The following is a 12,974-nucleotide window of genomic DNA, read 5'->3' on the forward strand; positions in this document are numbered from 1 at the left end:
AGGATTGCCAGATATATCAACGCCTAAAGCTCTGTATCATGATCATCCTATAATCATAAAAATCAAGGTTCAACACTTCACCAAATCATTTGCCGATATAAACGTTGATTTTACCGGGGCCGAGAAAAACAGCGAGGCATGATGGTCAAAATCGGCAGTATCATCGGTAGTGGTATAAAACTTATTTTCGCCGTTCCGGCTAAGCTTTTGTTCAATTTCGGGGTGGCGGTTTAAATAACTAACAAGGCTTTTAGCCACGATATCGCCCTGCCCTATAACATTAATGCGTTCGGGCAAATGTGCTTTTATTTTGTCCTGGATAATAGGATAATGCGTGCAAGCCAGTAAAATGGTGTCGATGTTGGGCGATTGCGCCATGATTTGATCCAGGTACAACTGCACAAAAAAATCTGCACCGGGTTTATCATATTCCCCGTTTTCAATTAACGGCACCCAAAGCGGACAGGCCTGCTGGTAAACTTTTATATCGGGGAAAAAATTCTGGATCTCGAGCAGGTATGAGCCAGATTGTACCGTGCCCTTTGTACCAAGCACCCCAATCTCTTTGGTTTTAGTATAATCGCCAATAACCTCGGCAGTAGGGCGGATAACGCCCAATACCCTTTTCCACGGGTCATCTATCTGTTTAAGGTCCTGCTGCTGAATGGTACGTAACGCCTTGGCCGATGCCGTATTACACGCCAGGATCACTAAGGGGCATCCCTGGTCAAACATCCACTGCACGCATTCCCAGGTATACTGGTGTATGGTGCTGAATGAGCGGTTACCATAGGGAGCACGGGCATTATCGCCCATATAAATATAATCATAGCCGGGCAATTGTTCAATGATAGAACGGAACACAGTTAGCCCGCCATAACCCGAATCAAAAATACCAATTGGTTGATTTGACATATACAAACATAAAAAAAGCGCCCCGTAATTACGGGGCGCTTTTGTATAATTTACTTAAAGGTGATTTTATTTTAAACCCAATTTCAATTTCACGGCAGCCATCAGATCGTCGCCTGCAGGCGATACGATCATACTAACCTGTGATGAATCCAATACATAAGCGTAACCTTTTTCTTTAGCTACCGCTTGTACAGCCTGGCTAACTTTATCAATAATGGGTTTGCCTAATTCTTGTTTTTTAGCATCAACTTGTTGCTGAGCATTGTTTTGGTAATCGTTCATGCGTTTCTGAATATCCTGCAATTCAGAAGTTTTTGCTGAACGGGCAGCATCTGTCAAAGTTGAACCGTTTTTTTCCAAATCGGCACCCTTGGTTTGTAACTCATTGTTCATAGTGGTTAACTGATCAATGAATGTTTTTTGATAGGCCTGTAATGTTGTAGAAACAGTTTTAGTTTCAGGCATCTGGTCAATAACCTGGCTAAAATTAACATAACCTATTTTTGTTTGCGCTTTAGCAAAACTACCCACGAACAACATACCTGCTGCAACTAAGGCGACTTTAAATAGTTTTTTCATTTTGTTTTGTGTCCTGTGTTTAATAATGGATAATAATTATCTGTTTGTTTTTATAACGTGTATCAGCAAATTGCTCATGAACTAACCTCGGGAGAGCTTACAATGAACAGGAACATTTGACAGCTATCCTTACCCGGCTAAAATAACAATGGGGTAATTTAAATGGCAAACATAAAAAAAGCGTCCCGTTTAATCAGGGCGCTTTTTTAATGTCTTTTGTATTCTTATTTCAAACCTAATTTTAATTTTACAGCTGCCATCAGGTCATCAGCATCAGGAGATACCAATAAGGTGATCTGTGATGAATCTAATACATAAGCATAGCCTTTTTCTTTAGCTACAGCCTGTACTGCCTGGGTAGCTTTATCAATAAGCGGTTTACCTAATTCCTGCCTTTTTGCATCAACCTGTTGCTGGGCATTGTTTTGGTAATCATTCATACGTTTTTGAATATCGGTAAGCTCGTTTTCTTTAGCAGTACGTACAGCATCGGTCATACTTGCCCTTTTTGACTGGTAGTCCTGGCCTTTTGTCTGGTACTCATTATTCATTGTAGTAAGCTGATCAATAAATGTTTTTTGATAAGCCTGGATCGAAGCAGTTACAGTTTTAGTTTCGGGCATCATATCAATCAATTGATTGAAGTTGATGTGGCCGATCTTAGTCTGAGCATTTGCAAAGCTGCCCGCAAATAACAAACCTACTGCAACTAAGGCAACTTTAAATAGTTTTTTCATTTTCCTTTTTCTGTGTTTAAATAATAGTTCGATTTATTTTAATTCAAATTATTTAGCAAATACACCGGGTTTTAGTCCTAATCTGGTTATAACATCCGCGCTTTTATCATACCGCGGGTTAGCATATAACATAATAACCTCGCTGTTTTTATCAAAAATCATATCCAGGTTATCGCCTTCGGCAATTGCTTGTACAGCTTTAGACACCCTATCCTGAATTGGTTTAATCAGCGCTGTGCTTCTTTGTGAAAGCTCACCATCCGGACCAAACTTCTGGCGTTGAAAATCTTTCGCGGCCTTTTCTTTGTCAACAATTTCGGCCTCACGGCGTTTTTTCATATCAGGGGTCATCAGCACCTGATCGGCCTGATAAGCTTTATACAGGCGGTCGATTTCCTGAAAACGGCCGTCAACTTCCTTCTGCCACTGATCAGATAATGCAGCTAATTGCTTTTGAGATGAGGCATACTCGGGCATGTGCTTTAATATATACTCCGAATCAACATAAGCAAAACGTTGCGCGTAAGCGCCTGCAAAAGCAGTTAACGTTAAAAAGGCTACTAAAATTATCTTCTTCATATATTCGGTACGCAAATTAATTAAATCCGCCGGATAAACTCTGAGAAATTGTAAAATGGAACTGGCCTTTATTTGCATCCGGTTGCCCCGGTATTTTATCAAAGCCATAACCATAATCTAACCCCAGTAAGCCAAATATAGGCAAAAATATCCTTGCGCCCACACCTACCGAACGCCTTACATTAAACGGATTAAACTGGCTAAACTGGTTCCACGCGTTACCGCCTTCGGCAAAGGCCAGCAAGAAAATTGTTGCCGACTGGCTTGCAATAACCGGGTGGCGAAGCTCCAGCGTGTATTTATTATAAATAGCGCTACCGGTGTTTGTATTTTGAGTTTCGTTTGAGCCCTCGGGTACAATCGAGAAGTTTTGGTAACCACGTAAGCCGATGATCTCACTACCCTGTAAAAACTGGTAGCTCTGCATACCGTCGCCACCTAATTTAAAGCGTTCAAACGGTGATGGGCCAACCTGGTGATTGTACTGGCCAAGGAAACCAAACCTAACCTGCGACATCAATACAAATTTGCCTACCAGTTTCGAGAACCACTGTGCATCGTATTTAAACTTATAGTACTCAACAAAATGGTAACGATCTTCGGGGGTGGCTATTTTATAATTGATGTTATTAAATAATGAGTAAGGCGGTGTAGCCTGTATCGTAAATTTAATATTTGAACCCTGGGTTGGGAAAATAGGCGCATCTATTGAGTTACGTGTCAACTCCTGGGTTAACTTAATGTTATAAGAGGTACCGTTGGTAAACAGGTAACCGGTATAGTTGTCAAGGCTGTAATGATCAAAGTTAAGTGAGTAGTTTAACTGGAAATAGTTATCAGGCCATTTTAAACGTTTACCCAATGTAACGCCCAAACCGTTAATACGCAATTTGTTATAGTATGGGCTTGTTTTTGGATAATACTGCCCTGTTGAACTTCCCTGTGTATAAGCAGACAATGCAAAGTAAATTGGTTTTTTTCCACCTAACCATGGCTCGGAGAATGTGAACGAGAAGTTTTGATAGGTACGGCCGCTCGACTGCCCCCTTAAGCTCAGTTTCTGACCATCGCCTTTTGGCAGTGGCTTGTAAGCTTTAAGGTGGAAGATATTACGGATAGAGAAGTTATTAAAGGTTAAACCCAATGTGCCTACCAACTGGCCACCACCAAAACCACCTGAAAGCTCGATCTGGTCTGAAGGTTTTTCAACTACGTTATAAACCAAGTCAACCGTACCATCCTGCGGATTGATGTTGGTTGGTTTAGGTTCGGTTTTTTGCTCGTCGAAGTTGCCCAGCTGGCCAATTTCACGCGCACTGCGGATCAGCAGGTCTTTATTGAATTTTTGACCCGGTTTTGTCTGGATCTCACGCATTACCACTTTATCGTTGGTAACGTCGTTACCTTTTAACATAACGCGGTTAATCGTATACTGAGGGCCTTCATAAATCCTCACATCAACATCTACAGTATCGTTATAAACCCTTGTTTGTACCGGATCGGCATTAAAGGTTAAATAGCCATCATTAAGGTAAAGCGATGAAATATCATCGTTACCCGGAGTCGGGCCGCTTAAACGCTTGTTCAGCTCATCTTCGCTAAATACGTCACCTTTTTTAACGTGAAGGATCCTGTTTAACAAATCGGTGGTATACTTGGCATTACCCGAAAACTTAACATTACCGAAGTAATATTTAGGGCCTTCATATACTTTCAGCTTTACGTTTACGGTTTCATCGTCATGTTTCCATACAGAATCGCTCAGGATCTCGGCATCACGGTATCCCCTGGCCTGCATTTTTTCAACCAGGTTTTGTTTATCCTCTTCGTATTTGTCCTGTTTAAATTTCTTTGAGCCAAACAGGTTATACCATTTACGTTTACGGGTTTTACTTAGAAAACCACGCAGGGTTCCGGTGCTAAATGCCTTGTTGCCCTCAAAAATAACATCGTTGATTTTAACCTTGGTCTTTTTATCAATGGCAACATCCAGTATAACGCTGTTAACATCACCCTGGTCTTTACGCTGGGTAATGGTAACGGTAGTGTTTAAGAAACCTTTCTCGTTAAAATGCTTTTTTATGATAGCAGTTGTTGTGCTGATGAGGTTTTCATTTACGATCTTGCCTACACGGTCGTTCAATTTTTTCTGAACATCTTCAATTTCGCCTTTGCGAATACCGGTTAAGTGCATGCGTGATAAACGCGGACGCTCCAACACGGCAATCTCCAGGTAAATGGTATCCATATTAATTTTGGTGATGTTTAATTGCACATCATCAAATAAGCCTTGTTGATATAAGGTTTTAATTACCTCGGCATTACGTTCGCCCGGCAGGTTGATACGATCGCCTTTGGTTAATTTGGATAGCTGGATCAGGATGTCTTTATCAAGATATTTTGCGCCACTAACAGAAATACCACCAATAATATAATCTTTAGGATTAAGATAACTTAAACTATCAGCAGGTATCGATTTTGTAAGCGAAGGCCTCGGCCCATTGGATATCTGGGCGAAAGCCGTAGTAGCCAAAACCGAGAAAAGAATAGCAAAAAGAAATTTATACATTCGAATATTTTAGTGGGCTAAAAATAATTTATACAGTTGTTAAAATTTGTTAAAAGTAAAAATTTAGTTCACCTGCTCACTTGTTAAGCCAAAACGGCGCTCACGTTTCTGAAAATCAATCACTGCTTCATACAGGTCTTCTTTCCTGAAATCGGGCCATAATTTGGTTGTAAAATACAACTCGGCGTAAGCAATTTGCCATAATAAATAATTACTTATACGGTATTCACCGCTGGTTCTGATCAGCAGTTCGGGGTTTGGCATATCGCCTGTAAAAAGGTTTTGTTCAAAAACCTCTTCATTAATATCTTCCGCATTCAACTCGCCGTTTTTTACCTTTATGGCTATATTTTTTGCAGCCCGTACAATTTCGCGGCGCGAGCTATAGCTTAAAGCCAGCGTAAGCACAACACCGGTATTGCCTGCTGTTGTTTCAATAGCATTATTAAGTTCACGAAGGCATTTTTCGGGCAGTGTGTCCAGATCGCCAATGGCATTTAGCCTGATGTTGTTTTTCATAAAGCCGGGAACCTCTTTATGAATAGTGGTTACCATTAACTCCATAATAGCCATAACCTCCAGCTTGGGGCGGTTCCAGTTTTCGGACGAAAATGTATATAAGGTGATATATTTAATACCCAATTTATCGGCCCCCTCAACAACATCCCTAACAGATGTTACACCGTTGTGATGGCCAAATATCCTTAATTTGCCTTTCCCTTTCGCCCAGCGCCCGTTGCCATCCATAATAATAGCTACGTGCTGTGGTAGTCTCGACAAATCAATCTGATCCAAATAATCCATATTACTCCTTATCAAAAGCCACCCTGTACAAACACACTTGTGTAAAATTTTTCATCAATACTATGGTCTGCGATATTCGGTTGTTAGATTAATCAATTATTAATTACCTGCATCCGCCGTTTTGCCACGCAAATTGACGGATTTTTCAGGGTACAAAGGTAAAACTTACTTTGTATTTTTTTAGTATCCCTCGCTAAAAGAAAATGTTATTGCGAATAATATATTAAAACTGCCTAAACAGCTATCAAAACCATGATTTTTCATAATTTTTGGTTTAAAGCTCAAAAAAATAAAAAAGCCGGCAGCCATTATCTGCCTGATAATGAAAGCTGCCGACCTCAAAAAACCACCTGTAAATTTGCTTACAATTGCGTTACACTTTTATATTCCTTTTTGTTTAAGCGCGTCAACATCGGCGGGCATAATATCAACTATAGCGTATTGCTGAATGCCGGTAATAGCCAGCTCATCAAGCGTACTCACCAAATTGCTGTATTGCGATTTATCGCTTGGTTTTACCAATACTATCATGCTTTTGCCCGAGCCGTCGTGTACTTTTTTATTGGCTTCGATGATAGCCCTGCGAATGCCATTGGCTGAAAAATCGGTTACCGAAGGTGCAATGATCGGATTTTTAAGCTCGCCCAGAAAATACATGGCCTTATTATTTTTGCCCAAAACAACAGTCAGTGTTCGGCTTGCCGGAACCGGCATTCCGTCGCCGCCGTCATCTGGCATAGCCAAATCCATAGCTTTTGGTTTAGCCAGCGTGGTGGTCATGATAAAAAAGGTAATAAGCAGGAATGCAAGATCGACCATTGCAGTAAGATCAACGCGGGCGTTTATTTTTTTGCGTTTGTGCTTTCCGCCGCCATTTTGGGGAGATGAGTTTAATTCGGCCATGACTTTAAAGATTTTAGGTTAATAATCAGTACAATACTAAATTACAAAATTCAATATAAAAACAGAATTAAATATTATATTTTAAATTTAAAAAGAATTAAATATTGAATTATTATCTAAAGAGACGCAATAAATCCACAACACTTGTTAGGCCTGATGTAATTAGAAGTAGCAGTTTGCTGTTACAAAAGTAAATGAGATTGTAAAGTTAAGGAAGAAGTAGGTATCATGCGATTTAAAGTCGCCGCGCTGAGAACCAACGGTGCCAATATAATTGCCGGTTTTTTCGCCCGAACGATCAGAAAGTAAAGCGCCGGTCGTGGTCATTTTGCTTTTATCGGCATATACACCGCTTACATCATCCAGGTAATCTGTAAATGCATAGCGGTAACCCATATCGGCCATAACTGTAAACTTACCGGATAAATTATACTTGATACCTAAACCATACGGGATTACGACGGTGTTATTGCCATAAGGCTTAGCCTGGCCTTCGGTTTTTAGCTGCCTTAAGCCAACCTCGTGCCCGTTAAAATCCTGTGCACGCGGCGCGTAAGATGTAATACCTATACCTGTAAATATATAAGGGGTGTATTTGTTTCGTCCGGCATCGGGGATATAGTTCATAAAGTTAAACTCGCCGATAACACTTACCTCCCGCAATTGATCTTTAAAATTGAGGTTACGATCACGAAACTGTTGATAGCCGGACCGATTGTCATAAGCCGATATATTACCAACACCAATATTCAGTTTAGCTGAAAAATAGCCATTAAAATTTCTTTTACCAAAGATACCCGCCGAAACGCCGCTTATTTTAACAGGGTTATTGGGGTTAAGATCACCTATGTACCCCGCACCGCCTATCGATCCGCCTATTTCCCAGGTTTGGGCCTGCAGCTGATAAGTTAAAAACAAGAATATGGCAAAAAGTAAAAATTTAGGCATTAATCAAATTTAGTAATTACGGGCATCAAGGCCCCAAAGCAGTTTATTCCTTAACGTAGTTAAATAGCTTTCATTACTAAGGCGAATTAAATTTAACTGAAAACTGGCTTTTTGAACATGAAACTTAACTGTTTGATCTAAAACTTCCGTCCGCGAATCGCAGGAGATGATATAATTGGCACTGCGGCTTTCCACCTCAAAACAAAGTTTGCTGGTATCAGGGAGCACTATAGGCCGCACGTTGAGATTATGGGGAGATACCGGGGTTACTACTATGCTATTTGATTGCGGAAAAATAATAGGCCCTCCGCAGCTTAATGAATAAGCTGTTGAGCCGGTTGATGTTGAGATGATAATACCATCACCCCAATATGAATTTAAAAACTCATCGTTCAAAAATACATGGGTTATGATCATGGCGGCATCATCACGCTTATGGATGGTTACATCATTAAGGGCAAAATTATTGCTGCCAAAAACATTAGGGTCCGAGTCGACGGTAAGCAATTCACGGCAATCGCAGGTAAATTGTCTGTTCACCACGGCATGAATGGCTGCCGTAATATCACTTTTATTAACACTGGCCAAAAAGCCCAGGCGGCCAAAGTTTATACCGATAACAGGGATCCCCGAATCGCGAATCAAGGTAACCGTATCAAGCAGGGTACCATCGCCTCCAAGCGTTATAAAAATATCAATAAAGCCTTTTAAGGTTTCGGCGGGGCGCAACACTTTATATTGCACTGTGGTTAGTTTATCCTGCAAATATTCGTGGAGTTGCTGGTGTACATAAATATCGACACCATGCTGTGCAAGGTTATCAAAAACCTGCTGTATAAAAGGTAAAACAGATGGCTCATTAAACGGCCTGCCGTAAACTGCTATTTTCATTTTTTAAAAAAGCGAATATCGAACTTTGAAAGTACATTAATGCAGCAAGGCGTAAATAATTAATACCGCATAAATTAAACACTACAATCCACCCATCATACATTTTTCTTATAATGGTAAATTTTGCACTATTGTTTGCTTATATTTCCTAATAAAGCCATTTTAATTGCTTTAACAGATAAATAACTTCAAGGTAAAATAATTAAGTTTAACTATTTTGGCCTACCTTACCAATATTTAAACAACGGTTATTTTATTGATGGATAAAACTTTTACCCAAAAACTATCGGATATACAGTCAATAGCTGATGACCTTCCTTCTGCATTAATAATTCATGAGGTTGAAACGCTGCAGATAGTGTATATGAACAGCGTAGGTCTCGATATACTGGGTACCACACTTGATGAACTGCAGGCCATGGGCCCTGAAACATATCACGTTAAATATTTTAACACCGAAGACAGCAACGAATACGTACCCAAAATTTTGCACCTGATAAAAAGCAAAACACAGGAGCAGGTATCCTATTTTCAGCAGGTACGTGTACCTGATAACCCCGAATGGCAATTATTTGTGAGCAATACCAAAGTTTTTGCACGCAATGAAGCAGGCGATGCTGCATATTTGTTAACTATTGCCAGCAGGCTTGATCCTGTGCATCATATTACCACCAAGGTAAACAGGCTTATGCATGAGATCGCTTTTTTACGCCATAATAACCTGTTATTTTTAACGCTCACGCGGCGCGAAAAAGAGATTCTGAAATATATTGCCATGGGTATGAGCTCGGCCGAGATCAGCGCGAAGCTGTTCATTGCCCCGGCTACTGCCGAAACGCACCGTAAAAACATCAAAAACAAACTGCACCTGAAAAATAATTATGATGCAGTGATGTTTGCGCAGGCTTATAATTTGGTCTGAAATCATAATAAGTCGGAAGTTCCGGGTCTTAAGTCAGTAGTTTAAATTGTCCGAAAGTCATACATAGCGGACTCAATACTTCGGACTAATGATTTAAGACTTCGGACTTAATACTACAAATTAAGGTAATTCATGAGCGAATCATACCTGTCGCGGGTGGTATCGTTGATATCGGTATGATTAAAGGTAGCTTTGATATCATACTCATACCGAAGGAAGCTGGCAGTTATGGCCGAAATATCCTGCTTGTTAACCTTAAGGGTAACTTCCATCCGGGTTGAATCGGGAAAGGACTGAACATAGGAGCTCAGGACCTGCGCGTTGTCTGACTCAACTATCTGCGCCATGTGCGCAAGCGAATTATTTTTATTATTGATCTCCAGCACAATAATGCCTCCCGGTTGCGATACTGAAGTTATTTTTGCGAAATATTCTGTAATGGCGTTAATAGATATCAACCCAAGATAGTTGCTTTTTGCATCAAGCACCGGTACAATGGTAAGCTGCTGCTCATAAAACAGGCGGATAACATCATAAATATGCTGATCCTCCAGCACGTAGGGATTAACCAACGAAAGGGCCAGCGCACCTATGGGTGTTTGATAATCACTTTCGGCTATCAGGTCATCCTCGGCAAGCAAACCTAAAAACTGCTCTTCATTTACAATAGGCAAATGCCTGAGGCGAAACTCAATCATACGGTCAAGCACTTTCTGAATGGTATCAGAAGTGTGTACCGGCGGTATCGAGTCAGCTATCAGGTCAAGTGCTATCATCTATGCATTTACTTTGGTCTCTAATTTAGCTAAAAACTGTTTAAGTAAAGTATTAAATTCTTCCGGGTGTTCCATCATAGGTGCATGGCCGCATTTATCAATCCAATGAAGTTCCGAATCGGGCAGCAGCTCATGAAATTCAACAGCTACCTCGGGCGGGGTGATCTTATCATTACGGCCCCATATCAAAGATACCGGGATAGTAATCTTATGCAGATCTTTTTTCATATTATGCCTGATGGCAGATTTTGCCATGGCCAGCAAGCGGATCACCTTATGCCTGTCGTTAATGGTCTGAAAAACATCAAGCACCAACTCATCGGTGGCAATAGCCGGATCGTAAAATGTAAATTGCACTTTTTCGCGTACAAAATCAATACTCTCCCTGCGCGGAAAAGAGCCGCCGAAAGCATTTTCATATAAGCCCGAGCTACCAGTTAAAACAAGAGCCTTGATGTTTTCGGGATGCGTGGTTAAATAAACTAATGCCACATGCCCACCAAGCGAGTTACCCAATAAGGTAATATTGCTAAGCTTTTTAAACTTTATAAACTTATGTACAAATTTCGATAAACTTTTTACCCCGGTACTAATCAGCGGCATGTCATAAACAGGCAGCATGGGGATAATAACCCTGTACTTTGATTTAAACTCATTAATAACACCATCCCAATTGCTCAACGCCCCCATTAAACCATGCAGCAGTAACAGCACCTCTCCTTCGCCCTCATCGATGTAACTAAAACCGTGTTCCTCTTTAAGCACGAACTCCATATAAAATATTAAAAATTAATTTTTCAAACTTATCTTATACCAAAATCGCTTTCAGTACAAATTCCTGTTATTCCGCTGTAAAATTAGTTTATTACGAACGACATTTAGCAAGTATAGTAATTATTTACCAATGTAGTAATGTTAAGCTTCTATTAATAAGATTAACATTAACACAACATTGCACAAAAAAACGCTGTACTATTAAATGGTAAAAACTTAACCTAATAACTGTTTAACCACCTCTGATATAGTTTTACCATCGGCCTTGCCTGCAAGCTCTTTACTGGCCATACCCATTACGCGGCCCATATCTTTTACGGATGTAGCGCCTATCCTGCCAATAAGCTCTTCAAGGTAGCCTTCAATTTCAAACTTGCTCATTTGTTGCGGAAGGTATTCTTCAATAACCAGCATTTCGGCTATTTCCACCTGGTACAGGTCGTCGCGGTTTTGCTCCTTATAAATATCGGCCGATTCCTTACGCTGTTTTACCAGCTTTTGCAATACTTTAATTTCAGCATCCTCGGTTAGTTCATCTGCAGCACCTTTTTCGGTTTTCGCCAAAAGCAATGCCGATTTGATGGCACGCAACCCCTGTAAACGATCTGCCTGCTTGGCAAGCATGGCCAGTTTAATGTCCTGGTCTATTTGTGTAATTAATGACATATCTTTAATTAGTGAATTAATGAATTTTGATGTGCAAATTTCAGATATGCAAATATGCAGATTATTGAGTTTCCCATTTTCAAATCCCCAAATTGGCAAATTATCAAATTAAAAATCTGCACATCTGAAATTTGCACATCTGCACATCCACTACCCTCTGAATATCGTACCTGCGTTGGCTTGTGCTGTAGGCATGATAACCAGGTCGTTAATGTTAACATGTGCCGGTCGTGATGCAATGAACCAGATGGTTTCGGCCACATCTTCGGCCACCAATGGTTTAAAACCATCATAAACTTTTTTGGCCCTTTCCTTATCACCCTTAAAGCGCACCTCCGAAAACTCGGTTTCCACAGCTCCCGGGTGTATCGCCGTTACCTTAATACCGTGGGGTAAAAGGTCAATCCGCATACCTTTATTTAAAGCATCAACTGCATGTTTGGTAGCGCAATATACATTTCCGTTGGCATAAACTTCCTTACCGGCAATCGAGCCAAGATTTATAATGTGCCCCTTACCATTTTCTATCATCCAGTTTGATACCACCCGGCTTACATACAGCAGGCCCTTGATATTGGTATCAATCATGGTTTCCCAATCATCAATACTGCCTTTTTGAATAGGATCAAGCCCCTGGCTTAAACCGGCGTTGTTAACCAATACCGTCACTTTCCTCCATTGGGCCGGCAAAGCTTCCAGGTTGTTAATGGTATCTTCGCGGTTACGCACATCAAATGACGAAACCGCAACTTCTACGTTATACTTATCATTCAGGTGTTTGGCCAGTTTCTCTAACCTATCTAACCGGCGACCGGTTAATACCAGGTCATAGCCTTCGCGGGCAAAAACGTGTGCACATGCCTCGCCAATGCCGGCGGTAGCTCCTGTAATTAAGGCAATCTTACTCATAG

The 12,974-nt window shown here is 40.6% G+C and carries 14 protein-coding genes; 1 reads left to right on the top strand and 13 read right to left on the bottom strand.

From position 1 onward, the window contains the following. Nucleotides 1-69 precede the first annotated feature (69 nt). The 9 genes from murI to BLS28_RS22325 all read right to left on the bottom strand — a co-directional run bounded on the left by murI (nucleotide 70) and on the right by BLS28_RS22325 (nucleotide 8,925). Nucleotides 70-915: a glutamate racemase gene (gene murI, locus BLS28_RS22285; protein WP_091172563.1), complete on the bottom strand. Its 846-nt coding sequence runs from the start codon at nucleotides 913-915 to the stop codon at nucleotides 70-72. A 66-nt stretch (nucleotides 916-981) separates the two neighbouring features. Then, the gene (locus tag BLS28_RS22290; protein ID WP_090531916.1) at nucleotides 982-1,494 is read right to left on the bottom strand and encodes an OmpH/Skp family outer membrane protein; all 513 of its coding nucleotides are present in this window, start codon (nucleotides 1,492-1,494) and stop codon (nucleotides 982-984) included. A 224-nt stretch (nucleotides 1,495-1,718) separates the two neighbouring features. Then, nucleotides 1,719-2,231: an OmpH/Skp family outer membrane protein gene (locus tag BLS28_RS22295; protein WP_090531918.1), complete on the bottom strand. Its 513-nt coding sequence runs from the start codon at nucleotides 2,229-2,231 to the stop codon at nucleotides 1,719-1,721. A gap of 48 nt (nucleotides 2,232-2,279) precedes the next feature. Continuing rightward, the gene (locus BLS28_RS22300; protein ID WP_090532069.1) at nucleotides 2,280-2,810 is read right to left on the bottom strand and encodes an OmpH/Skp family outer membrane protein; all 531 of its coding nucleotides are present in this window, start codon (nucleotides 2,808-2,810) and stop codon (nucleotides 2,280-2,282) included. 16 nt (nucleotides 2,811-2,826) lie between these two features. Further along, nucleotides 2,827-5,379 carry an outer membrane protein assembly factor BamA gene (bamA, locus tag BLS28_RS22305; RefSeq protein WP_091172566.1) on the bottom strand — a complete coding sequence of 851 codons (2,553 nt, stop codon included), beginning with the start codon at nucleotides 5,377-5,379 and terminating at the stop codon, nucleotides 2,827-2,829. A gap of 63 nt (nucleotides 5,380-5,442) precedes the next feature. Continuing rightward, nucleotides 5,443-6,183, bottom strand: coding sequence for an undecaprenyl pyrophosphate synthase (uppS, locus tag BLS28_RS22310; protein WP_090531922.1), 741 nt, complete (start codon nucleotides 6,181-6,183; stop codon nucleotides 5,443-5,445). A gap of 381 nt (nucleotides 6,184-6,564) precedes the next feature. Further along, nucleotides 6,565-7,086: an ExbD/TolR family protein gene (locus BLS28_RS22315; RefSeq protein ID WP_091172568.1), complete on the bottom strand. Its 522-nt coding sequence runs from the start codon at nucleotides 7,084-7,086 to the stop codon at nucleotides 6,565-6,567. A 162-nt stretch (nucleotides 7,087-7,248) separates the two neighbouring features. Continuing rightward, on the bottom strand, nucleotides 7,249-8,034 hold the full coding sequence (porG, locus tag BLS28_RS22320; RefSeq protein ID WP_091172570.1) for a type IX secretion system protein PorG: 786 nt from the start codon (nucleotides 8,032-8,034) through the stop codon (nucleotides 7,249-7,251). A gap of 9 nt (nucleotides 8,035-8,043) precedes the next feature. Next, on the bottom strand, nucleotides 8,044-8,925 hold the full coding sequence (locus tag BLS28_RS22325; RefSeq protein WP_091172573.1) for an NAD kinase: 882 nt from the start codon (nucleotides 8,923-8,925) through the stop codon (nucleotides 8,044-8,046). Nucleotides 8,926-9,184: 259 nt separating this feature from the next. On the opposite strand from BLS28_RS22325, the gene BLS28_RS22330 reads away from it, so the two are divergent. Beyond that, complete coding sequence (locus BLS28_RS22330) at nucleotides 9,185-9,847, top strand: response regulator transcription factor (RefSeq protein ID WP_091172576.1); 663 nt, start codon at nucleotides 9,185-9,187, stop codon at nucleotides 9,845-9,847. Between the two features lie 113 nt (nucleotides 9,848-9,960). On the opposite strand, the gene BLS28_RS22335 is transcribed toward BLS28_RS22330, so the two are convergent. From BLS28_RS22335 to BLS28_RS22350, 4 genes are all read right to left on the bottom strand, one after another. Next, nucleotides 9,961-10,623, bottom strand: a complete 663-nt coding sequence (locus tag BLS28_RS22335) for a CBS domain-containing protein (RefSeq protein WP_091172579.1) — start codon at nucleotides 10,621-10,623, stop codon at nucleotides 9,961-9,963. Further along, nucleotides 10,624-11,397 (bottom strand): alpha/beta fold hydrolase, encoded by a 774-nt coding sequence (locus BLS28_RS22340; protein WP_091172581.1) that lies wholly within the window; start codon nucleotides 11,395-11,397, stop codon nucleotides 10,624-10,626. Between the two features lie 216 nt (nucleotides 11,398-11,613). After that, complete coding sequence (locus BLS28_RS22345; protein WP_091172583.1) at nucleotides 11,614-12,063, bottom strand: GatB/YqeY domain-containing protein; 450 nt, start codon at nucleotides 12,061-12,063, stop codon at nucleotides 11,614-11,616. A 150-nt stretch (nucleotides 12,064-12,213) separates the two neighbouring features. Continuing rightward, nucleotides 12,214-12,972 carry an SDR family oxidoreductase gene (locus tag BLS28_RS22350; protein ID WP_091172585.1) on the bottom strand — a complete coding sequence of 253 codons (759 nt, stop codon included), beginning with the start codon at nucleotides 12,970-12,972 and terminating at the stop codon, nucleotides 12,214-12,216. Nucleotides 12,973-12,974 lie beyond the last annotated feature (2 nt).

The organism is Mucilaginibacter gossypii (assembly GCF_900100945.1).
GTDB lineage: Bacteria > Bacteroidota > Bacteroidia > Sphingobacteriales > Sphingobacteriaceae > Mucilaginibacter > Mucilaginibacter gossypii.